This window comes from Glaciimonas sp. Gout2, assembly GCF_035018905.1.
GTDB lineage: Bacteria > Pseudomonadota > Gammaproteobacteria > Burkholderiales > Burkholderiaceae_D > Glaciimonas.
The window spans coordinates 1-23595 of sequence record NZ_JASJXA010000017.1 but is presented as its reverse complement, the minus strand read 5'-3'; the positions used below and the strand labels follow the sequence as shown (position 1 = coordinate 23595).

The 23595-nt window shown below is 51.5% G+C and carries 16 protein-coding genes and 2 pseudogenes; 6 read left to right on the top strand and 12 right to left on the bottom strand.

Features of this window, described 5'->3' with window-relative positions:
- Window positions 1–317 precede the first annotated feature (317 nt).
- Window positions 318–1808: a PLP-dependent aminotransferase family protein gene (locus QN379_RS13220; RefSeq protein WP_416186868.1), complete on the bottom strand. Its 1491-nt coding sequence runs from the start codon at window positions 1806–1808 to the stop codon at window positions 318–320.
- Between the two features lie 209 nt (window positions 1809–2017).
- On the opposite strand from QN379_RS13220, the gene QN379_RS13215 reads away from it, so the two are divergent.
- The 5 genes and pseudogenes from QN379_RS13215 to QN379_RS13195 form a co-directional block, all read left to right on the top strand.
- On the top strand, window positions 2018–3148 hold the full coding sequence (locus QN379_RS13215; protein ID WP_323506830.1) for an ABC transporter ATP-binding protein: 1131 nt from the start codon (window positions 2018–2020) through the stop codon (window positions 3146–3148).
- Between the two features lie 257 nt (window positions 3149–3405).
- Entirely contained in the window at window positions 3406–4386 is a 981-nt protein-coding gene (locus QN379_RS13210) for an ABC transporter substrate-binding protein (RefSeq protein WP_416348548.1), read from the top strand.
- A gap of 323 nt (window positions 4387–4709) precedes the next feature.
- A complete protein-coding gene (locus QN379_RS13205) occupies window positions 4710–5969 on the top strand; it encodes an ABC transporter permease (protein ID WP_322240517.1) in 1260 nt (419 codons plus the stop codon).
- Window positions 5970–5972: 3 nt separating this feature from the next.
- Window positions 5973–6806, top strand: a complete 834-nt coding sequence (locus tag QN379_RS13200; protein WP_323506863.1) for an ABC transporter permease — start codon at window positions 5973–5975, stop codon at window positions 6804–6806.
- Window positions 6807–6933: 127 nt separating this feature from the next.
- Window positions 6934–7182: pseudogene (locus QN379_RS13195) on the top strand (Tn3 family transposase); the annotation flags it as partial.
- 46 nt (window positions 7183–7228) lie between these two features.
- On the opposite strand, the pseudogene QN379_RS13190 reads toward QN379_RS13195, so the two are convergent.
- The 10 genes and pseudogenes from QN379_RS13190 to uraH all read right to left on the bottom strand — a co-directional run bounded on the left by QN379_RS13190 (window position 7229) and on the right by uraH (window position 21499).
- Window positions 7229–7891, bottom strand: a pseudogene (locus QN379_RS13190) (aldo/keto reductase).
- A 265-nt stretch (window positions 7892–8156) separates the two neighbouring features.
- Window positions 8157–9992 (bottom strand): translational GTPase TypA, encoded by a 1836-nt coding sequence (typA, locus tag QN379_RS13185; protein WP_322236692.1) that lies wholly within the window; start codon window positions 9990–9992, stop codon window positions 8157–8159.
- Between the two features lie 251 nt (window positions 9993–10243).
- Window positions 10244–11212 (bottom strand): tRNA pseudouridine(55) synthase TruB, encoded by a 969-nt coding sequence (gene truB, locus QN379_RS13180; RefSeq protein WP_322236690.1) that lies wholly within the window; start codon window positions 11210–11212, stop codon window positions 10244–10246.
- Window positions 11213–11428: 216 nt separating this feature from the next.
- Entirely contained in the window at window positions 11429–11818 is a 390-nt protein-coding gene (rbfA, locus tag QN379_RS13175; RefSeq protein ID WP_205319526.1) for a 30S ribosome-binding factor RbfA, read from the bottom strand.
- 171 nt (window positions 11819–11989) lie between these two features.
- Window positions 11990–14863 carry a translation initiation factor IF-2 gene (infB, locus tag QN379_RS13170; protein WP_323506827.1) on the bottom strand — a complete coding sequence of 958 codons (2874 nt, stop codon included), beginning with the start codon at window positions 14861–14863 and terminating at the stop codon, window positions 11990–11992.
- 50 nt (window positions 14864–14913) lie between these two features.
- Window positions 14914–16473: a transcription termination factor NusA gene (gene nusA, locus QN379_RS13165; RefSeq protein WP_322236686.1), complete on the bottom strand. Its 1560-nt coding sequence runs from the start codon at window positions 16471–16473 to the stop codon at window positions 14914–14916.
- Window positions 16470–16958 carry a ribosome maturation factor RimP gene (rimP, locus tag QN379_RS13160; protein WP_322236684.1) on the bottom strand — a complete coding sequence of 163 codons (489 nt, stop codon included), beginning with the start codon at window positions 16956–16958 and terminating at the stop codon, window positions 16470–16472. The genes nusA and rimP overlap by 4 nt, the downstream gene beginning before the upstream one ends.
- Before the next feature lie 344 nt (window positions 16959–17302).
- The gene (gene rluB / locus QN379_RS13155) at window positions 17303–19714 is read right to left on the bottom strand and encodes a 23S rRNA pseudouridine(2605) synthase RluB (protein WP_322236682.1); all 2412 of its coding nucleotides are present in this window, start codon (window positions 19712–19714) and stop codon (window positions 17303–17305) included.
- Window positions 19701–20705, bottom strand: coding sequence for an SMC-Scp complex subunit ScpB (scpB, locus tag QN379_RS13150; RefSeq protein WP_322236680.1), 1005 nt, complete (start codon window positions 20703–20705; stop codon window positions 19701–19703). The genes rluB and scpB overlap by 14 nt, the downstream gene beginning before the upstream one ends.
- A 440-nt stretch (window positions 20706–21145) precedes the next feature.
- Complete coding sequence (gene uraH / locus QN379_RS13145; protein ID WP_322236678.1) at window positions 21146–21499, bottom strand: hydroxyisourate hydrolase; 354 nt, start codon at window positions 21497–21499, stop codon at window positions 21146–21148.
- A 250-nt stretch (window positions 21500–21749) separates the two neighbouring features.
- Between uraH and puuE the strand changes: the two genes are divergently transcribed.
- Window positions 21750–22697 (top strand): allantoinase PuuE, encoded by a 948-nt coding sequence (puuE, locus tag QN379_RS13140; protein ID WP_323506826.1) that lies wholly within the window; start codon window positions 21750–21752, stop codon window positions 22695–22697.
- 165 nt (window positions 22698–22862) lie between these two features.
- Here the strand turns inward: puuE and QN379_RS13135 are convergent.
- Window positions 22863–23595 (bottom strand): aromatic amino acid ammonia-lyase (locus QN379_RS13135; protein ID WP_323506825.1); only part of this gene is annotated, 733 nt, incomplete at its 5' end.

Here is a 23595-nt window from a genome sequence, read left to right as displayed (position 1 = left end):
TCCACCTTGGTCTTTTGCGCTGTCACCTTCGTGATGCGCCTGCCTGGCTAAGTATTGGGTTTTAAGTGCCAATTAAAAACCCCTCTAAAGCCCGTAAGGAATGTAGAGGTTTTTTCGTCTGAAGATTGTGAAACGCCGGCTAATGCTGGCGGCCGTATTGAAAGAGTTAGATGCGCAATTAGGCATCTGACACGCCAGTCTGCACCGCATATTAGAGAACAGTTTGGCGCTGATTAAAAAAATCACGCAAACGATTTGGGCACTGCTAGCGCATGATCGCTTGTAGGAGAAGAAATACGTCAGTATCGTGCCGGAGTTCACTTCCAGTGTGCCTTGATAATCGTGGCCAGCTTATCGAAAGCAGGTCGTATCTGTTCGCTCGGCACGCAAGCGTAGCCCAGTAACAAGCCTTTTTGCGAGAAGGCCGGGTCCATATAATATCGTGATAAAGGACGGGCGACGATACCGGCCTCACGCGCTACGCGACTGATGGCCAGGTCGTCACATTGCGGCGGCAGGCCCATCGCCAGATGCAAACCGGCCTCGCCGCCGGTCAGCGTGATGCGATCGCCGAAATGGTGTGCGATCGCATCCTGTAGCAGTTGCAGGCGCTCCGCATACAGCATCCGCATGCGCCGGATGTGAGAGGTAAAATGTCCCTCGGTCATGAAGTCTGCCATGATCGCTTGCATAAACACCTGACTGCCGCGATACAGTTCGGACACGCCGGTGGCAAATGCGCCCGCCAGTGACTCTGGCACCACCATAAAGCCGATCCGCATACTGGGAAACATGGTTTTGCTAAAGGTCCCCATGTACAGCACCCGGTCATGCGTATCCATCCCCTGCAAGGCTGCCAATGGACGGCTTCCGTAGCGGAATTCGCTGTCGTAATCATCCTCGATAATCCAGACTTTGCGGCTTGCCGCATACTCCAGCAAGGCGCGCCGCCGCGACAGGCTCATTACCATCCCGAGCGGATATTGATGAGATGGTGTGGTGCAGATAAAACGCGGCGGTTGGCGCAGGTTGGCCAGCCGCATGCGCATACCTTCGGTATCTACCGGAATGGCGACCGGCTTGATCCCGAGCGAGTTGAGCACGCTACGGGTACCCCAGTAACAAGGATCTTCGACCCAGGCGCTATCGCCATGTTCACCCAGCAATTTGACAACAATATCCAGCGACTGGTGGATGCCGGTAGTAATGATGACCTGATTAGCATGACAGTTGACCGAGCGCGCTATACGCAGGTATTCGGCGATCGCTTCGCGCAGTGGCATATAGCCGCCCGCTTCACCGTAGGTTAGCAAATCGGCACGCGAACGCCGCCAGTGCTTATTTTGCAGGCGGCTCCATATTTTGTTCGGGAACAACGTCACGTCCGGAACGCCGGGCATGAACGCGCCCCATTGCAAATCGCTGACACCCGCTTGTTGAATCAATTGCGCGCCATGAGCGGAGAGCTCCGATTGACCGCTGGGATCGGTCAGTGGCGGTTTGTTTAAGCGGCCACCGGGAATCTGATTTGGCGTGGTGTCGGCGATGAAAGTGCCGGAGCCCGCACGCGTTTCCAGATAGCCTTCGGCAATCAATTGTTCATAGGCGTAAGTCACGGTATTGCGTGATATTGCCAATTCGCGCGCGAGATCGCGCGATGATGGCAATTGCAAACCGGATGGCAACAGCTGCGCAAGGATGGCTTCACGGATGGCTTGATAAATCTGTCGGTTCAGTGGCGCGCCGGCGCTTGAGGTGGAGGAGCCGCTTGAGAGCCCGGATTTCGGCGTATTGCGCGGCTTTACCAAAGTGCTATCCAAAAGACGCTCAATACGTATCAGCAGAAATTCAGAGAGAGAGGCGATGCGCAAAGTGGCTCCGTTAAATAATTGAAAGTGGCTCTATATTGTAAGTCCACGAAAGCCTTAGTATTCGAAATGCATTAGAAAGTGCGCAAAATAGATACTAACGGAGCGGCGCAAAACCGCTGGCATTCCATATTTGGCAGGAGTACAAGTTGAAACAAGGAAATTTATCCCCCCATCTGGCCGATATCGCACGTAACGGTGTGGATACGCTGGTGCAGTTTTCGGGTGTCAAGAAAACCTATGACGGCGAAAGTCTGGTAGTCAAGAATCTCAATCTGGATATCAAGCGTGGTGAATTTTTGACCTTGCTCGGGCCGTCCGGCTCCGGTAAGACAACTTGTTTGATGATGCTGGCCGGATTTGAGTTTCCGACGGGCGGCGAGATTCGTCTTGACGGTCAACTGCTCAACAAAGTACCGCCACACAAGCGCAATATCGGCATGGTGTTTCAGAATTACGCGCTGTTTCCGCATATGACGGTAGCGCAAAACGTCGCCTATCCGCTGCGGGTGCGCAACATAAACGGTAGCGAACGCGCTGACAAGGTAAAGAAGGCGCTCGACATGGTCCAGATGGGCAAGTTCGGCGACCGCTATCCAGCCCAGTTGTCAGGTGGTCAGCAACAGCGCGTTGCATTGGGACGGGCACTGGTATTTGATCCGAAACTGGTGCTGATGGATGAACCATTGGGTGCCCTCGATAAACAGTTGCGCGAGCACATGCAACTCGAACTGAAGGCGCTGCATAAAAGCCTCGGCGTCACCTTCGTGTATGTGACGCACGATCAAAGCGAAGCCTTAACGATGTCGGACCGGGTCGCGGTGTTCGATCAGGGCATCATCCAGCAACTGGCGGTGGTCGATCGTTTATACGAATATCCCGAAAATCAATTCGTCGCCGGTTTCATTGGCGATAACAATCGCTTCAACGGCGTCATCGCTTCGACCGAAGGAGAGCGCTGCACGGTGCGCTTGCCTAACGGCGCACAACTGACCGGCGTCAATGCCAACCAGGCCAGAGCTAATGAGGCGGTAGTCGCCTGCATACGACCAGAGCGCATACGCCTACTGCCATCCGATAGTGCCCATCCGAGTGCGCTGCGCGCCAATGTCACCAGCCTGATTTATTTCGGCGATCACGTGCGCGTGCGCTGCGCAATCCCGCATCAGGCGGACTGTTTTGTCAAACTGATATTGAACGATCCGGCCTTGGCAGGTTTACATGAAGGAACTCAGGTGGTACTGGACATAAATCCCGACCATCTGCGTATTTTCATTTGAGGCATCTCTAAAAACCTGCCGAGGGATTCGACAACTGCGCCGATCCCCGCGTTGCAAGAAACCGGATAGCACGTTGCCGTACTCCTTGGGCAAGGTCAGCGTCAGCTGAGGCGGCGGTTTTTTGAGATACCTTTCATTTGGCAATAGTAAGCACTTAATTATCTGTACTTCCACATTTGCACCCATTAGGAGACGTGATGAAATTGTTATTCAAACCTGTTCTGACCAGTATAGTTTTGTCTGTGGCAGCAGTCGGCATGACCCACGCGGCTAACCTGACGATTGTCAATTTCGGCGGCGCCAACGGTGCTGCGCAAAAAGTTGCTTACATCGAACCGTTTTCCAAGGCCACCGGCGACAAGATTACCGTGGTGGAATTCAATGGCGAACTGGCCAAAATCAAAGCCATGGTCGAAGCCAAAAAAGTCAGCTGGGATGTCGTGGAAGTGGATGCTGGAGATATTGGACGCGCTTGCGAAGAAGGCTTGCTGGAAAAAATCGACGTGAAAAAACTCGGTAACAAAGCCGATTTCCTGCCCTCGGCAATTAATGAATGTGGCATGGGCGCCTTCGTTTGGTCAACCGTGCTGGCTTACGATGCCGACAAACTGAAAGTGGCACCGAAGGATTGGGCCGATTTCTGGAACGTCAAAAAATTCCCTGGCAAACGTGCCATGAAGAAGGGCGCCGAGTACACGCTGGAATTCGCATTGATGGCCGATGGCGTGGCCCCGAAGGATGTCTACAAGGTGCTAAGCACCAAAGCCGGTGTCGATCGTGCCTTCAAGAAACTCGATGAATTGAAGCCGAACATCCAGTGGTGGGAAGCAGGCGCACAACCGCCGCAATTCCTGGTGGCCGGCGATGTCGTGATGTCGACCGCGTTCAATGGCCGTATCGACGCGGCGCAACGCGAAGGCAAAAACCTGAAGGTGAGCTGGCTCGGCAGTATTTACACGCTAGACTTCTGGGTCATTCCAAAGGGAACGCCGAACAAGGAGCAGGCAGAGAAATTCATCGCATTTGCCAGCACCCCTGAATCGCAAAAAAATTACGCTAGCAACATTGCCTACGGTCCGGTTAACAATAATGCGCTGAAGATGCTGGATGCCAAAACACTGGCGAACCTGCCGACATCTGCGGCCAATGCCAAGGATGCGCTGCAACTCAATTTGTCGTTCTGGACCGACCACGGTGAAGAGCTGGAACAACGTTTCACTGCCTGGGCTGCCAAGTAATTTTTTTTATATCAAACGTGCGTTTTAGGTCCGCTCTTGCCCATGGATGTATAGGGCAGGAGTTATCCTTGCCATGAATAACGTGTCCTTAGCTTCGTCGCGTTCACCTTTGATGTGGAAATGGAATAATTTGTAGTGCTATTTAAGCTTCGAGGAAAGGTGGCGAGGAGTGCTTTTCAAAGAGGTACGCCGCAGGCGTCCTGTGACCACTGCTCGCCATGTTTCGGTCGCCTTTTTGCCATTGCGTACATCATGGCAGCAGTATTTTTTGGTAATACCAGATCACTATGAATTCTATTCCATCCGGCGCTGCCGTCCCTAATATGACGACCGAGCCCACCAGCCCTCAGCCGAATACGCAGCTCAAGCGGGAATTGCGTCAGGCACTGTTTCGCAAGCGTACTGCTGCGCTGGCGCTGATTGCGCCCCTGGCGATATTTTTGCTGCTGACATTTTTGGTTCCAATTGCCATGCTGCTCAAGCGGGCAGTGGAGAACCCGGAGATTGTCACTACGCTTCCGCATACCGTCGCCGCATTGGCGAGCTGGGATCGCAAGAGTACGCCGCCGGACGCCGCCTATGCGGCGCTGGCGGTCGATTTACTGAAAGCGCGACAGGATAGTGCTACTGGTGCGTTGGCACGCCGCCTGAATTCGGAAATCTCCGGTGCCCGTTCTATCATCATGAAGACCGCGCGAGCATTGCCACTGGTGGATGCCAACGGTCAGCCCGTATCTGCCACGCAAATAAAACCGGCCTTGATCGATATTGATCCACAATGGGGTGAACTGGATTACTGGCGGGCGATCGCCAAAAACGGTACGCCTTATTCGCCTTATTATTTATTGGCCGCGCTTGACCTTAAGCAAAATCCCTACGGCCATATCGAAAAAGTCGACGACAGCGCGTCGGTATATCAAAAGATCTTTGCGCGTACTTTGTGGATGAGTCTGGTGGTGACGCTGGCCTGTGTGGTGATCGGTTATCCACTGGCCTACTGGTTATCCAGCATGTCGGACCGACGCGCCAATTTGTTCATGATCCTGGTCTTGATCCCGTTCTGGACTTCCGTGTTGGTGCGGGTTGCCGCCTGGATTGTCTTGCTGCAATCGGAAGGACTGGTCAACAAGGCGCTGATGGCCATCGGCGTGACGCAGGCACCGCTGGAGTTGCTGTTCAACCGCATCGGCGTGTATATCGCCATGACTCATATCCTGTTGCCGTTCATGATTCTGCCGCTGTACAGCGTGATGAAAGCTATTCCACCTACCTATTTGCGCGCGGCAATATCGCTCGGCAGTCATCCGTTTGCCGCCTTCTGGCGCGTGTATGTGCCGCAAACTTATCCCGGGATTGGCGCTGGCGCATTACTGGTATTTATTTTGTCGGTCGGTTACTACATTACCCCGGCCTTGCTGGGTGGCCCGAACGAGCAGATGGTGAGTTATTACATTGCTTATTTCACCAATGTCACCATCAACTGGGGCATGGCTTGCGCACTCGGTGCATTGCTGTTTGCTGCTACGCTAGTGTTGTATACGGTATATCGCCGCTTTACCAAAATTGATGTGAGCATGGCTTAAATGATGAAGATATTTCCGCAATTCCCTCCCTATCTCTCGTTCATCGAGCGCGCCTGGTTTTTCTTGTCTCGCGGAATCAATGTACTGGTGCTGGCGTTCCTGTTGCTACCGATTCTGGTGATCATCCCATTGTCGTTCAGCGATAGTACCTTCCTGGTCTATCCGATTCACAGCTACTCATTTCGCTGGTATCAGAATCTGATCCATTCGGATGAATGGATCAGCGCCGCCAAGAATAGTTTTATCGTGGCACCTTCAGCAACCGTACTGGCGACAGTACTCGGCACGCTGGCGGCGGTCGGATTGAACAAGGCGGAATTTCGCGGCAAGGGTTTGCTGATGGCGGTGCTGATCTCTCCGATGGTGGTGCCGGTTGTTGTAATCGGGGTCGGGGTTTATTTGTTCTTCGCGCAGATCGGCTTGTCCGACAGCTATGCCGGCCTGATTCTGGCGCATGCAGCGCTGGGCGCACCGTTTGTAGTGACGACGGTATTAGCAACGCTGCAAGGATTCAACCACAATCTGGTGCGCGCCAGCCTCAGCCTGGGCGCCAATCCGCTGATGACGTTCTTCCGTATTACATTGCCGGTCATTGCGCCGGGGTTGATTTCAGGTGCGTTGTTTGCTTTTGCGACGTCGTTCGACGATGTCGTGGTGACCCTATTTGTTGCAGGTCCAGGGCAGGCCACTTTGCCGCGGCAAATGTTTACTGGCATCAAGGAAAATATCAGCCCGACGATCGCCGCGCTGGCAACTATTCTGATCATATTTTCTACCTGTCTGTTGCTGACGCTGGAATGGATACGCGGCCGTAACAAGGCGTTGGCCAAAATATAGCGTTGCAGCGGTCAGCGATAATGCCATTTCAGATAAAAAGACCTGGCGAGCAATGGAACAGCGAACCGACTTAAGGATTTATAGAGCCCGGAATCCAGCGTCACAGCGCTTCCATCGCCCTCCAGATCTGGCTCAGGCTTGCAATACCGGTTTCGAGTCGTTCACCAGTCAGGACATCGCATCGTTACGGCGCGATCGAGTGACGTGGGTCGAGCAGAACTTCATGCGCGATGAAACGCTGACCGATGGCAACGCAAGGTTGGTCTCTACCCAAAATAAAGTCGCGTTGGCGCGTACCTGGGACGGTGGCGATGTGGCATCGGCCGATAGCATGCGTTTTATTGTGCTGGTGCGCACCGTCCATACCGTGCCGAATATGCTGCTATGAAAGGGGCGGTTATCTAGGTTGCACAGTCAGCGTCTTAACTTTCGGCACTGGCAAGATTTAATAGTGAAATCGCTTCGACGTCTAACGTCAGTCGGGTCGCGGCGACCAAGTCATCCAGGTGCGCTAACGTCGTGGCACTCGCAATCGGTGCCGTAATACCGGGTCGCGCAAATAACCAAGCTAAAGCAACCCGCGCGGGATTTGCATTGAGACGTGCCGCGACCAGATCGAGCGCATCCAGGATGCGCAGACCACGCGTATCCAGATAGCGTTTTACCGCCTGCCCGCGCGGGTTCTTGGTCAGATCGGCGGTTCCGCGGTACTTGCCGCTCAGAAAACCACTTGCCAATGCGTAGTAATTGATAACCCCAATCCCATGTTCCAGCACCAGCGGCTGCAGCGTTTTTTCATAATCGGCACGATCGTACAGATTGTATTGCGGTTGCAATGTTTGATAACTCGGGTAGTTTTCTGCTTTGCTGACCTGAATAGCTTCCAGCAGGCGCGCTGCCGAATAATTCGATGCACCTTATCACTCTGACCTTGCCTTGCTCGATCAGACGCGCGTACGCGCCCAGCGCGAATACACATCGGCGGTATCAATGAAATTCAAGCCTGCATCGACCATCTTGTCGAGCAACAAGAACCAAGTCGGTTCGTCGACGGTCCAGCTGAATACATTGCCGCCACATGTCAGAGGGGGAACGTGTAGAGGGGGAGTTGCCCAGCTGACGTGAAGCCTTGATGGGAGTGGTTGTCATGGCATTTTCTCCGGTTAGAAGCGGGCAATGCGATTACCTCATTCGCTGTTTTCGCGCGTAGCACAGCCCGTCGGACCATTCCTACAGACGTAAAAAAACCCGACAAACCAGTGTGGCGCTAGCCTCACAAATTGATCGGGTTGATCATCGCCCTCAGTTCAATCAGGCGCTGGCGAGTTGATCACCAGCAGCCATCTCAAATCAAGAATCGCGCGATGCTTTCTTACGGTCTGTTTCTTTCAAATGACGTTTGCGCAAACGAATACTCTTCGGTGTCACTTCAACCAATTCGTCATCTTCAATAAATTCAACCGCGTATTCCAAAGACATTTGGATCGGCGTTACCAGACGCACCGCTTCATCAGTACCTGATGATCGCACGTTAGTCAGTTGCTTGCCCTTGATCGGATTAACGACCAGATCATTGTCACGTGAGTGAATACCAATGATCATGCCTTCATACACTGGATCATTGTGGCTAACGAACATACGACCACGCTCTTGCAGTTTCCAGATAGCGTAAGCAACGGCTGCGCCATCGTCTTGTGAAACCAATACGCCATTGCGACGACCGCCCAATTCAGCCTTGGTATTGTCAACTGGTGCGTATTCATCAAACACGTGACTCATCAAGCCAGTGCCGCGTGTCAATGTCATGAATTCGCCTTGGAAACCGATCAGACCACGTGCAGGAATACGGTATTCAAGACGTACGCGACCTTTGCCATCCGGTTCCATGTTTTGCAAATCACCACGACGACGACCCAACTCTTCCATGACGCCGCCCTGGTTTGCTTCTTCGACATCGACGGTCAGGTTTTCATACGGCTCTTGACGAACACCATCAACCATTTTGTAGACAACGCGAGGACGCGAAACAGCCAGCTCGAAACCTTCGCGACGCATGTTTTCGATCAGAATCGTCAGATGCAATTCGCCGCGACCTGATACTTCATAGGTCGAATCGTCGTTTTCAGCCGGGACAACACGTAATGCCATGTTACCCTTCAATTCACGGTCCAGACGATCACGAATCTGACGTGTCGTCACAAACTTACCTTCACGTCCTGCCAATGGTGAGTTATTGACCATGAAATTCATCGTCAAGGTCGGCTCATCCACTTTTAGCATCGGCAAACCTTTAGGCGCATCCGGAGCACAAATTGTCGTACCGATACCGATCTCTTCGATACCATTGATCAGGACAATATCACCAGCCAATGCTTCGTCAACCAGTACACGGTCCAGACCTTTGAACGTCAGTACCTGATTGATACGGGCGCGGGTCGGCTTGTCATCAGGACCATTTAAAAGAACAACATCTTGCAACGCTCTGACGCGTCCGCTCAAGATGCGACCAACGCCGATCTTACCAACGTAAGACGAATATTCCAGCGACGTAATTTGTAGTTGCAACGGACCATCCGGATCGTCTTCGCGTGCAGGAACGTGCTCTAACACCGCGTCGAACAATGGTGTCATCGTGCCTTCGCGTACAGTTGGGTCCAGGCTGGCGTAACCGTTCAGGGCCGAAGCATAGACGACTGGGAAGTCAAGTTGCTCTTCAGTTGCACCCAGCTTGTCGAATAGTTCAAAAGTCGCGTTGATGGCCCACTCGGCACGCGCAGTAGGACGGTCAATTTTATTGATGACAACGATCGGCTTGAGGCCCAGTTCCAGCGCTTTACGCGTAACGAAACGCGTTTGTGGCATTGGTCCTTCAGACGCATCCACCAACAGCAATACGCTGTCAACCATTGACAGCACGCGCTCGACTTCACCACCGAAGTCGGCATGGCCTGGGGTATCAACGATGTTGATATGCGTGCCTTCGTATTCGACAGCGCAATTTTTCGACAAAATCGTGATGCCGCGCTCTTTTTCAATATCGTTCGAATCCATGACGCGCGCATCAACGTGCTGATTGTCGCGGAAAGTACCGGATTGACGCAAAAGTTGGTCAACCAACGTGGTTTTACCATGATCGACGTGAGCAATAATGGCAATGTTGCGGATAGCGCGTTTTGTGTTTGACATATTGTTATGGATATAGAGGAATTCAGTAAGGAATTCGGTAATTAACGCAGCAAGTGCGCGGTAAAAGCCCGCGCAGTACAAACCCTGAGAGGCCTGGAAAATGCAACGGAATTCGGGAGACCCAGTATTATAACATGATGCAGTGCAAAACCACCAAAAGCCTTCTGATTTCAAAGGGTTGGGATGTGTAGTTTTGCTTTATTTTTTCAGAAATACAATGTCTATAAAACCAGACCACAATTTAAAGATGACTATTTTGGTAATGCTGTCGACACCAATCGCTCTGGCGCCAGTACACCGTAGTCGTGAAATTGCGCAGTACCTAACAATTGCCGCAACGTCCCATCGGTTATTTCCGCAGTATGCGCGTACTCGCGATAAACCCGTACGCGCCCTATTTGCGCTGGAGGCAAAACGCCTTCTTTATCCAGCGTCAGACGTTGCCCTTGCAAAAACCGCTGCGCCAATGGCTCGGTCAATACCACCTCTGGAAATGTCAGTAAAAGACTATCCACGGAAGCCAGCAATGCCGCCCGCTCATCCTCGGGTATTGCAGTCAACGTCTCCAAAGTAAGGCAACCCGACAATGTTAAATGCCCAACTTGTGTCCGTCGCAATGCGTTTAAATGCGCACCGCAACCCAGAACGGCACCAATTTCTTCGCCTAAAACGCGAATATAAGTACCTTTGCTGCAGACCACACGGACACTCAAATATGGCGCTTGATAATCGATAAACTCAAGTAGATGGATCGTTACGTCACGCGCTTCACGCTCTAATGTAATACCGGCGCGGGCGTATTCGTATAACGGTTTTCCATCGCGCTTAAGCGCTGAATACATCGGTGGAACTTGTTTGATATCGCCGCGAAATTGTGCCAGCGCGGCATCAATTTTCTCACGCGTCACCTCCACATCGCGGGTCTCTAATACATCGCCTTCGGTGTCCCCGGTGGCGGTCGTCAAGCCCAGATGGATCACGGCTTCGTATGTCTTGTCAGCATCCAACAGGTCTTGAGCAAACTTTGTCGCTTCGCCAAAACACAATGGCAAAACGCCAGTCGCAAATGGATCAAGCGTGCCGGTATGACCTGCTTTTGTCGCATTCATTAACCGCTTGGCTTTGATCAGCGCATCGTTGCTTGACCATCCTACTGCTTTATCAAGCAACAAAACGCCATTGAGAGGCACGCGAATTCTTTTGGGCGAGGTTGACGCCATAAGGGAATGTACTTTGAAGGTGGTAATACTTATTTAGTTAGGATTGCTTAATGAGTAACAATATCGCGGTTTGAAGTGCGCGCTCACACCTGAGTCGGCGCTTAAAAACCTTGTCTCATCAAATATGCATAAGCTATTAAACCTATATTAAGCCTAGCATCACTAAATCCTTGTTACGAACAGAGCTGACAGTAAAGAGAAATCCTTGGAAGGACCTCAGTCTTCGCCGTCATCCTTAGCCCGTGTTGCGTTCGCCAATGCGATCAGCTGTGACATTTGGGCACCGCGTGCAGTCGAATTATCGTGGTGAAAATGTAATGCCGGCAATGTATGAATTGTCAACCGTCGACCTAGTTGATTCCGCAGGAATCCAGCCGCTTGCGTCAAGCCAGCCACCGTCAGGCGAATTGCTTCAGGATCATCATTCAGCATGGTGAAAAAGACTTTCGCATGCGCGTAATCAGCCGTCACTTGCACTTCAGTGATGGTGATCATTCCGACACGCGGATCTTTTAATTCGAACACGATGATTTCCGACAAATCGCGTTGAATCTGGTCGGCGACCCGCAATCCGCGTCCGGGGATGGATTTACTATGTTTAGCCATATCTCTTTACTTAGCCGTAGCTTTCACTGATGGACTACTTTAAAACTGTTTAACTTCCAGAATACACCAAAAGGAAATCGGGCACGAAGCCCGATTTCCCTGATTTAAATCATTTATGCTAATGCATGCACACTTTCATGTGCATGCTGCATCTGTACCTGACGCTTAAAGTTACAGCGTCCGTGCAATTTCTTCGACTTCAAAGATTTCGAGTTGATCGCCTTCTTTGATATCGTTAAAGTTCTTCAGAGTCAGACCACACTCAAAGCCAAACTTGACTTCTTTAACATCGTCTTTGAAGCGCTTCAGTGAATCCAGTTCCCCGGTCCACAAGACCACGCTGTCGCGCAACAATCGTACTGATGCGCCACGCTTGACCAAGCCTTCGAGTACATAGCAACCCGCAATTGCGCCAACTTTGCTGACCAACAGAACCTGGCGAATTTCGACCAGACCCAATGATTGCTCACGCTTCTCTGGCGACAACATGCCAGACATCGCCGCTTTGATCTCATCTACAGCGTCATAAATGATGTTGTAGTAACGTAGATCAACGCCATTGGCTTCTGCCATCTTGCGCGCCTGTGCATCAGCACGGACGTTAAAGCCAATGATGACTGCTTTCGAAGCCAACGCCAAGTTGACATCGGACTCGGTGATACCACCCACTGCAGCGTGTACAACCTGAACCCGTACTTCGCTGGTCGACAGTTTTTGCAAGGACTGCACCAACGCCTCTTGCGAACCCTGAACGTCGGTCTTGATGATCATCGGCAGATTCTTGACTTCGCCTTCGGCCATCTGATCGAACATGTTTTCCAGCTTGGCAGCTTGTTGCTTAGCCAACTTAACGTCGCGGAATTTACCTTGACGGAACAGACCGATTTCACGCGCTTTGCGTTCATCGACCATGACCATCACTTCTTCACCCGCAACCGGCACTTCGGTTAAACCCTGAATTTCGACAGGAATCGAAGGACCCGCTTCGCTAATTGCTTTACCGTTTTCGTCTAGCATGGCGCGAACACGTCCGTAGGCTGAACCAGCCAGAACTACGTCACCACGTTTCAATGTACCGGACTGAACCAAAATAGTTGCCACTGGACCGCGACCTTTATCGAGTCGTGCCTCAACCACCAGACCACGTGCTGCTGTGGTGATCGGTGCTTTCAGTTCCAACACTTCTGCCTGTAGCAGAACCTGTTCCAGCAAGGCTTCAATACCTTCACCGGTCTTAGCTGAAACGCCAACAAAAGGCGCGTCTCCGCCGTATTCTTCAGGCACAACTTGTTCGGCGATCAGTTCTTGCTTGACCCGATCCATATTGGCACCTGGCTTATCAATCTTGGTAACGGCTACGACGAGCGGCACGCCAGCTGCTTTCGCATGGGCAATCGCCTCTTTCGTTTGCGGCATCACGCCATCGTCACCAGCAACTACCAGAATCACGATATCGGTTGCTTTTGCACCACGTGCACGCATGGCCGTAAATGCTTCATGGCCTGGCGTATCCAGGAAGGTAATCATACCGCCTGGCGTCTCAACGTGGTACGCACCGATATGTTGCGTAATTCCACCGGCTTCGCCAGATGCCACTTTAGAACGACGAATGTAATCCAACAGCGAAGTTTTACCATGGTCAACGTGACCCATGACAGTCACGACTGGGGCACGAGACACCAGTTCTGCATCTGCCTGCTCTTCACCATCCACCAGCAATGCTTCTGGATCGTCTTCTTTGGCTGCATGTGCCGTATGGCCCATTTCTTCCACTAAAATCATGGAAGTTTCCTGATCCAGCACTTGGTTAATGGTGACCATTTGACCAAGCTTCATCAGATGCTTAATGACTTCCGATGCTTTCACTGCCATTTTGTGGGCCAGCTCAGCAACGGTAATGGTTTCAGGAACATAAACGTCCTTCACCACCGCTTCAGTCGGCACCTGGAAGTTCGTTTCGTGATCATCACTATGTGAATTACGACGTCCCTTACCACCACTGCGCCAACCATCGCGACCGCCGCCAGTGTTACCACGCGTCTTGATACCAGCGCCGCGTTTTTTCGCGTCGTCAGACCAAGTCGAGGAAACATTTGCAGACTTAATCGATTTCTTGTCGACAACAACTTTCTTGTCGTCTTTTTTCTCGCTTGGTTTCTTATCCGCAGGCTTGTGTAGCGTTCCAGCTGGTGCAGCTTTGACAACAACTGGAGGAGCGACAGGTTCAGGAGCCTTGATGACGCGACGCGGCGCATTCATCATCGCCTTGATCTGCGCAACTTCATCTTGCACCGCTTTACGGGCGCGCTCAGTTGCAGCCGATTTTTCTGCAGCTTCCTTCGCGGCTTCCGCCACTTTCTTCTTCGCGTCTTCAGCAGCTAAGCGCTTCTTTTCTTCCATCTCAGCATCGTCAGCAGTTTTCACTGGCGCCGGAGTCGGTGTAGAAGATGCAGCAACAGGCGCAGCCGCAACAGCAGCTTTTTTGGCGTCTATCTCAGCCTTTTTGGCTTCGCTTTCGATCTTTTTTGCATCACTTTCGGCTTTTTGCGCAGCTTTTGCCTGGGCTTCTTTCTCGGCTTCGAGTTTTGCCAAATGCTCCTGCTTTTCACGCAGCTCTACTTCTTGACGCGCCATTAATTCAGCATGCCGACGCGCTTCGTCTGCACGACGCGCCAGTTCTGCTTCATCAACCACTGCGGCAACAGGCTCAGCTGAAACCTCAGGCGTTTCCGCCGCAGGGTCATCGCGCTGAACGAAAGTACGCTTCTTACGGACCTCAACCTGGATGGTGCGCGATTTTCCTGTCGCATCAGCCTGCTTGATTTCTGTGGTTTCCTTGCGGGTCAGCGTTATTTTCTTTTTCTCGCCAACGGTCACTGCGCCGTGCGAACGGCGCAGATGTTCCAACAAACGATCCTTGTCTTCTTTTGACAAGGAATCATCAGTCGAATCTTTAGAGACACCTGCTGAACGCAACTGCGTCAACAACAAATCTGCAGGCATCTTTAGCTCGGTGGCAAATTGGGCTACATTGTTACTCGCCATTCAGTCCTCTTTTCTATGTGGCGCGGTAGACGACATTGGAACCTCGCGGATCACTTGGCTTCCGCGGTATTCCATGCTTTAGCCTGTAAGGCTTTAGCACGATCATCATACTTGGCATCGATAAGTTTCATCTCATCGTCGGTCACATCTTTAAATTCTTCTTTAATCAATTGACGGGCACGGTCAGTAGGCAGAGCCAAAATCGCGCCAAATTCGTCATACGCAAGACCAGTGAAGCCAGCCAGAGTCTTGATACCTGCCAAGCCCAACTTACCAGCAACAACACGGTCCATGCCATCAAAATTGGCCAGCGCATCTTCCATGCCTTCCAGGCCTTCTTCCGAGGCAATCGCTTCGGTCACCAATGCATCGCGCGCACGGTTACGCAATTCATTGACAGTTTCTTCGTCAAACGATTCGATTTCCAGCATTTCGGTAATCGGCACATAAGCGATTTCTTCAAGGCTGGCAAAACCCTCTTCCACCAGAATGTCAGCAACTTCCTGATCGACATCAAGCTTTTCCATGAAGAGCGCACGGACTGCTGCGGTTTCAACAGCCGACTTATCCGCTGACTCTTCAGCAGTCATAATGTTAATCTGCCAACCAGTCAACTCTGCTGCCAGCCGCACATTCTGACCACCGCGACCAATTGCGATAGCGAGATTTTCTGCGTCAACAACAACGTCCATCGCGTGTTTTTCTTCATCTACCACGATCGACGAGACGTTAGCCGGAGCCAGTGCGCCAATGACGAATTGCGCAGGATCTTCAGACCACAACACAATATCGACACGCTCGCCACCGAGTTCACCAGTGACGGCTTGTACGCGTGAACCACGCATACCAACACAGGTACCGATTGGATCAATCCGGCTATCGCTTGTATAAACAGCAATCTTGGCGCGAACGCCGGGATCGCGTGCAGCCGACTTAACTTCGAGAGAACCTTGCTCGATCTCAGGCACTTCAAGTTCGAACAATTTTTTAATGAAATCCGGCGCGGTACGTGAAAGAATCACTTGCGGGCCGCGTGCATTGCGATCAATCCGCAAAATGAAAGCACGGACACGATCACCGATACGCAGGTTTTCCTTAGGAATTGTCTGATCACGTGGCAGACGCGCTTCAATCTTGCCCGATTCAACAATTGCATCGCCACGCTCCATGCGCTTGATGGTGCCAGTGACTAAAGAATCTCCGCGCTCCAGAAAGTCGGCAAGAATTTGCTCACGCTCGGCGTCACGTATGCGCTGCAAAACAACTTGCTTGGTATCCTGTGCGAAACGACGGCCAAAATCAACCGATTCAATCGGCTCTTCAATATGGTCATCGACTTCTACGTCTTCGATTTGCTCTTTTGCTTCGAACAGCAAAATTTCCTGATCGGGCAATTGCAAACCTGCTTCATCCGGCACGACGTGCCAACGACGGAATGACTCAAATTCACCGGTTTCGCGATCAATCGACACACGAATATCCACGTCACCTTCGTAACGCTTTTTAGTCGCCTGACCAAGTGCATGCTCGAGCGCGCCGAACACCACGTCTCGGTCGACGTTTTTTTCATGCGCGAGCGCATCGACCAACAATAAAATTTCGCGACTCATGCTTTGCGACTCCTAAAATTCACCTGCGGCACCAAGCGTGCCTTGTCGACATCAGCGAGCGTAAAATCCAGCACCGCTGACGACCCATCGTTTGCTTCAAATTCGAGTTTTAGATTATCGCCATCCGGTATCTGCAAAATACCTTGAAATGTCTTCCGATGTGCAGCGCCGGGCATCGGCAAACACAACTTGATGATCACTTCTTTGCCAGCGAAACGGAGATAGTCGGAATATTTTTTTAACGGACGATCCAAGCCTGGCGAAGACACTTCAAGCCGCTCGTAGACAATATTTTCAACTGTCAACACGTGCAGCAATTGATGCGTTACTTTTTCACAGTCTTCGACCGTGATCGCACCTTGCTCGGCGTTTTCGGGCGTAATGTCGATGAACACGCGCAGTAAACCACCTGCGGCCTTTTCAAGCTCTACCAACTCGTAGTCCATGCCTACAACGGTTTTTTCAATCAGTTCCAGCAACTGCAAGGCGACTCTCCATTAAATAGCTACGCATACCATCAAATTAAACCCATGCACAAATGTTTAGCAAAAAAAAAATGGGCATCAGCCCATCTTCTTATTTCTTGTTATTTGATGCAGCCTTTCGCGCTAATATGCGAAAAGACTTTTGTTAACCTATAAATTATAAGCGATTAGCACGGTTCCCGCAATGTGGAAACCGTCTTTTGTTGCTAACCCATATTTTTACATCGTTTCAACCGTTGTCAAATCGAAACTTTCAACGATTCGGATTTTGGTCTGACTTTCTCACTTGCACTTAACGAAAAACATCCCACCAGGCGCTCATCGCACGCTAGCGGGATAAGTGCTTACCGCGGACGGCGACGCGGCGAACCGGGTACACCTTGATAATCCGCACCCGGCGTTCTGCCACCAGGAGGACGGGCAGGACGTGAGTTGTTGTTGCGTCTCTGTCCTGCGTCTGGAAAACCTAATGCCGTTTGCATTGGATCCGGCTGGCGACTACGCTGACCTTGCGGAGGACGTCCACCTTGGCCAGAGCCTTGTCCACTCTGACCGCCCTGACCTTGATTTGGACCACGACCCTGATTTTGGCGCGGTTGTCCGTAACCTTGACCTTGACTTGGGGCGCGGTTAAATCCTGGGCCTTGGCCTGGATTAGTCGGATAGCTGCTACTGGCACGGTTCCCGTTTGGCTCACGATCACGCTCTCTTGCGTCGTCGCGCCCCTTATTGCCAGCGCCCGGTGCGGCTATTTTTTCCAAGCCGTTAGCGGCCATCATCGCTCGCACAGCATTTTCGTCCAGCTCTTCCCATCGACCGCGTTTTAAACCACGCGGCAATGTCATCGCGCCGTAACGGGTACGAATCAGGCGGGAAACAGTTAAACCAATTGCTTCGAACATCCGACGTACTTCGCGGTTACGGCCTTCGCCGATCGTCACGCGATACCATTTGTTGATTCCTTCGCCGCCGCCATCAGCAATCTTCGAAAACTGCGCTGTACCGTCGTCGAGCTGAACGCCTGCCAGTAATTTCTGGCGCATACCTTGCTCTAACTCACCAAGCGTACGTACTGCGTACTCCCGGTCAATGTTGTAGCGTGGATGCATCAATTTATTGGCTAAATCGCCGGAAGTCGTGAATAGCAATAATCCTTCAGTATTGAAATCGAGTCGACCAACAGCCAGCCATTTGGCGGCCTTCATGTTGGGCAAGCGATCAAATACCGATGGGCGCCCGTCTGGATCGTTATGACTGACGATTTCACCTGATGGCTTGTGATAGACCAAAACCCGGGGTGGACGTTTTGAAACTTTACGTTGTAACAACTTACCATTAATACGTACTTGATCAGTTGGCAAGATACGCTGCCCGATATGGGCAGGTTCGCCGTTGACCGAAACGCGGCCAGCGATAATCAACTCTTCCATATCGCGACGCGAACCCAAACCTACGTCAGCCAGAACTTTGTGAAGCTTCGGCGCATCGTCTTCAGCAGTGAGATCACGACGCACATTTTTTTGAGGGGCATTGCGACCAGCACGTTCACCGGCCTCATCTTCGGTCACCAAATCATCGAAATCTTCCGATGTAACAAACGAAAACACTTCATCCGCATCAGCGACACGCGGAGCGCCTTGCGGCCCTTTTTGACCTGGACGACCCGGCTGATTGTGTGGCTTCTTAGCTTGCTGGCGATCACGTGAGTTTGTACTATTGAGGCTATTACCGTTACGGCCGTCGCGACCAGGCGTGCGGCCTTCGTTGCGACCACCGGCACGCGGATTGCGGTCTGAATTACGTTCACCACGTGGCGAATTCGTAGCGTTCGCGGGCAGTTCACGATTTCCGTTTGGCTCGGAAGCCTCTGAAAACTCAGAGCCTTCAGGCGCTGGTGTCGGCTTTGAGTAAGGTACCGCAGGCGTTTGAGCAGCCAGTTCTTGTGCACGTGCGGCACGATTACTACGCAGAGCACGCGGTCCACGCACACCACGTCGGGGTGGCTTGTCAGTAGGATTAACATCCAGTGGTGAAGCAACTGGTACAAACGCCGCCGACGCACTTACAGTCACACTATTTATCGATGGCGCTGAGGCTATTGCCTCAATGATGAACGCCGGCTTCTGTGGAGTTGGCTTGCGCGGTCGTTTTGCGACCGTAAAGGTTTCTGGAGCGACTTCAATGACGAGTTCTTTTGGCGCCGGCTTCTTGCGAGGTGCGCGCTTAACTAGAGCCACTTCAGGAGCCACTTCAACTACGTTTTTTGCCACAGGAGGCTGTGCGGGAGGTTTAGCAATCACTGGTTTAACAACGACTGCCTCGGCAACAGTGCTCTTTGCCACAACCGGCTTGGTTGGCGCTTTTGCTGGCTCTACAGCAGCTACAACGGCAGCTTTAACGGCGGCTTTAACGGCAATCGGCTTGGCGACTTTGGTTTTCGCAGCAACTGGCTTTGGCGATATAGGCGCAGCAACCGCAGCAACCGTCTTTGCCGCTGCAGTTTTTCTGGCAACTGGCTTGGCAGCGACTGGCTCGGCAACCGCGGCCACAACCTTTGCCTTCGGGCTCGCTGCTTTCGCAGCGGAAGTTTTCTTGATGGCCGGTTTCGCGGCTGTTGATTTAGCGGTTACCTCCACCGTCGATGGTGCCTCAATGGGCGCCACTTTGCGCGCTCTCGGCTTTTTAGCCGGCTTCGACTCGGGGGTGGTAGCGGTAGCGTCGTTCATCGGCGCATCATTGGAACTAGGTGGATTCATTATTTAGATCGTCGTTGTACGGACCGGGCTTGACATCATCAGCTGACTCAGGCGTTGGGTCGTTGGTAAAAACTTCATTAGGTGCAACTGATAATTCAGCCGGCTGTATATGTGCGAGTTCATCTGAGATAACTTCCGTAACGCCCGCTTCTGCCGCATGTTTAGGAGTTGCTTCTTGTATTTCTATGACTGCCGCAATGTGGTTGCCAGACGCCTCGATCGGATCAATCAGTGCTGTTGAGATGCTGTTCTGCTCAATATCGTTCACTAGATCATGCGAAAAGTTGTCTTGGTCGCCCTTAACTTCCGCAGATTCGACCACGCTCCCAGGCGCGCTGTTACTAACTGATTCAACGGTTTCAGCACGCACCGGTGCATCGCGGTTTGCTGCCAGATTTGCTTCAAGATCCGCTTCTAATGCCTGCAGTTCCAGCAAAGTGCCTTCCTGCATATCATTTTTAGCGACTTGTTGCAAAGGCGGCAATTGATCCAGGGATGTCAGCCCCAGATCATCCAAAAACTGTTTAGTCGTGGCAAATAAGCCGGGGCGGCCCGGTACATCACGGTAACCGATTGGCTCAATCCAACCACGCTCTTCGAGCATTTTCACAGTCTGAGAATTTACCGTCACTCCGCGAATCTCTTCAATATCGCCACGCGTCACTGGCTGACGATAGGCAATAATAGCTAGGGTTTCAAGGGCAGCACGTGAGTATTTGGGTGGCTTCTCCGGATTCATACGCTCCAGATAAATCTTCATCTCTGGTCGGCTTTGAAAACGCCAACCGGTTGACAGTGAAACTACTTCAATACCTTTGTCCGACCAATCTGTGCGCAGTTCTTCCAGCATCAATTTGATCGTGTTTGCATCGACTTCACCGTCAACGTCGTCATGCACCACATAGAGCTTCTTCAAGTCATTAATTGACAAGGGCTCATGGGCACAGAGTAGCGCTGTCTCGAGGACTTTCTTGGCCTCAACAATATCCATGTACGACGTGTATTCGTTAAATTTGTTAATAAATGTGCAGAATGTAGGCTCAAAGACGGCAATGTGCCGTCTGCGTCCTGATCAAATCGAAACTCGTTGATACTGCCGTCCGGCGCCCGTTAGAGGAGGTACAGAATTGGGCGGGACTAGAAACTTGATGGTGAGGCGAGATCATCGCTTGCCTTGCATCAGTCTACTCTTTTCTTTCGGGTAGTCGGCAATTTTAAAACCTGCGGGACTATTTTTCCAAAAGATATTGCGCAGAGTTTAACACAAGCTTTTGTAAGAGGGTTGTTGAATTGCAGATGTTATTGGTTATTAGCATTGGTGACCACCCGCCTGAGCTAACATAGCAGGCAGAGAAAGCGGAATTGATATCGATGAAAGGCCTGATTCAATACCATGTACGCCCAAATATCAGGCATACATGGTCAATTCAATCAACTACCACGATAAGTTGAGTAGGACCACGGCGACACCACCAACGGTACGTGATAATTCTCATCAGGATTCGCAATCCCGAATGCCAACGTGACACGATCAACAAAGCGTGGAGTCGGCACAGTCACTCCTTGGGCGGCAAAGTAATCACCTGCTGAAAAAATTAACTCATATTGTCCAACTTGCATTTCTTCACCCTGCAACAACGGCACATCGCAGCGGCCATCGGTATTCGTGACGACATTTTTCAACAGTGTTTTATCATTATCGTTTACGAAATACAACGCAATGCTGACTCCTGCGCCGGGCTTTCCCTGTGTAATGTCCAAAACATGCGTGCTCAACTTCCCCATTATTTTTCCTTAGGTCGACGACGAAATATAAATTCAGATTAAATGATATACCGCAGGATGAAGGTCAATATACTATCCCGCATATATTAATCATGACATCAGGCCACATAATTCAAAATATTGTCTTCCATCGCTAACGAGCAATGGGACCGCCGTGCAACAATTGACGGGCGCGTGCAATAGAAGTGTAAAAAAAATTCGTCCAGGTTATTACAGGCCACCTAATAAAAGATATTTACAAAAAAACGCTATGAGTATGCCTAATAATTATCCTCGTGATCTGACCGGCTATGGTCGCACTCCCCCACACCCGCAATGGCCCGGTCAAGCCCGCGTCGCTTTGCAATTTGTTCTCAACTATGAAGAGGGCAGCGAAAATTGCGTACTGGACGGCGACGCAGGATCGGAAGCGTTCCTCTCGGAAATCATTGGCGCTCAAAGCTTTCCGGCGCGCCACATGAGTATGGAATCGTTGTATGAATACGGTTCCCGCGCCGGATTATGGCGTTTGCTACGGTTATTTGAGGAGCGTAAGTTACCACTGACAATCTTTGGTGTCGCGCGCGCGTTACAACGCAATCTGGAGGCAACCGCCGCTTTTCAGGAACTTGGCCATGAAATAGCCTGTCACGGCCTACGCTGGATCAGCTATCAAAATATGGATGAAGTCACTGAACGTGCCCATATAGCCGAAGCAGTCATCATCATCAAACAGTTGACCGGCGAAGCACCGCTGGGATGGTATACCGGACGCGACTCACCCAATACCCGTAGATTGGTCATGGAACATGGCGGTTTTAGCTATGACTCAGACAACTATGGCGATGATCTGCCCTTTTGGGAGCAAGTTACCATCGGCGGCCATGCTGGCGAAGCGACGACAAAACCTCAGCTCATCATTCCTTATACGTTGGATACCAACGACATGCGTTTTGCTGCCGCTCAAGGTTTTAATTCCGGAACGCAATTTTTTGACTATCTGAAGGACGCGTTCGACGTTCTCTATAGAGAAGGCGATCCTGAAGGATTAAACCAGCCCAAAATGCTATCAATCGGTTTGCATTGCCGCATGGTTGGGCGCCCGGCTCGGGCTGCAGCGCTGGAACGTTTTTTAGATTATGTGCAATCCCACGACAAGGTCTGGATCACACGCCGCATTGACATCGCCAATCACTGGCGCGCTACACACCCCTTCTGAAGGCCACTTTTACAGGGCATTTAAATAGCCGAGCCCTTTCGCTCGTGGTCAGAAATATCCGCCATCGCTTCTGATCGCAGAATTTTTAGATAGCAACAAAGTAAAAAATCGTTATCGCACAGCGTTGTAAAACGCCATGCGGTAACGATTTTCTTGCTTGGGTAGCTACACAAACGCCCCAATTTTCTCCACCACGGCATTACGTACCGATCCGGTGACCACAAACGACTGCGCCATCAGAATATCGTCATGGAACCAGCGGTCACCGTCCAGGCAGGCCGGAATCTGGCGGCGGATTTCCTCGTAGGCGGCTTGCGTGCCTTGGCCCAATACAAAGTCTGGAAGCAACGTTTCGGTCATCGTCAGGGCTTGTGCGGCTAGCAACATTTCAACGCCGATAATATATTGCGTGTTTGCCACGACTGTGGCGGCCTTGCGGGCACACCAGGTTGAATTGGAAACGTGATCTTCGCTATTGCCTTTGGCCGGAATACTGTCAACGCTGCCGGGCATACACAGCGTACGGTTTTCCATCACCAGCGAACTCAACGAGCATTGCACCACCGGATAGCCGGTATTAACGCCACGCACGCCGCTCATCAGATTGCGCGGCAAGCCCCATGACAAGGTCGGATCGATCAGGCGAGCGACGCGACGTTCGCAAATACTACCCAAATCCGTCATCACCATCGCCATCAAATCCATCGCCTGCGCCAGATATTGGCCATGGAAATTGCCGCCGGAAATGATTTCAAAGCCGCCACCTTCTTTGCCGAATATCAAGGGATTATCGGTGGCCGAATTGATTTCCTTGTCGACGATGTTATCGATGTAATCGAGCGCATCGAACACCGGTCCGTACACTTGCGGTGCACAACGCAGTGAGTAGACATCCTGA

Excerpts from the sequence above, each read along its gene's own strand:
- rluB (WP_322236682.1), bottom strand. The coding sequence starts at position 19,714 with ATGAATCCACCTAGTTCCAATGATGCGCCGATGAACGACGCTACCGCT.
- nusA (WP_322236686.1), bottom strand. The coding sequence starts at position 16,473 with ATGAGTCGCGAAATTTTATTGTTGGTCGATGCGCTCGCGCATGAAAAA.
- puuE (WP_323506826.1), top strand. The coding sequence starts at position 21,750 with ATGAGTATGCCTAATAATTATCCTCGTGATCTGACCGGCTATGGTCGC.
- QN379_RS13200 (WP_323506863.1), top strand. The coding sequence starts at position 5,973 with ATGAAGATATTTCCGCAATTCCCTCCCTATCTCTCGTTCATCGAGCGC.
- infB (WP_323506827.1), bottom strand. The coding sequence starts at position 14,863 with ATGGCGAGTAACAATGTAGCCCAATTTGCCACCGAGCTAAAGATGCCT.
- rbfA (WP_205319526.1), bottom strand. The coding sequence starts at position 11,818 with ATGGCTAAACATAGTAAATCCATCCCCGGACGCGGATTGCGGGTCGCC.
- QN379_RS13210 (WP_416348548.1), top strand. The coding sequence starts at position 3,406 with ATGACCCACGCGGCTAACCTGACGATTGTCAATTTCGGCGGCGCCAAC.
- QN379_RS13205 (WP_322240517.1), top strand. The coding sequence starts at position 4,710 with ATGACGACCGAGCCCACCAGCCCTCAGCCGAATACGCAGCTCAAGCGG.
- truB (WP_322236690.1), bottom strand. The coding sequence starts at position 11,212 with ATGGCGTCAACCTCGCCCAAAAGAATTCGCGTGCCTCTCAATGGCGTT.
- uraH (WP_322236678.1), bottom strand. The coding sequence starts at position 21,499 with ATGGGGAAGTTGAGCACGCATGTTTTGGACATTACACAGGGAAAGCCC.
- scpB (WP_322236680.1), bottom strand. The coding sequence starts at position 20,705 with ATGGATATTGTTGAGGCCAAGAAAGTCCTCGAGACAGCGCTACTCTGT.
- typA (WP_322236692.1), bottom strand. The coding sequence starts at position 9,992 with ATGTCAAACACAAAACGCGCTATCCGCAACATTGCCATTATTGCTCAC.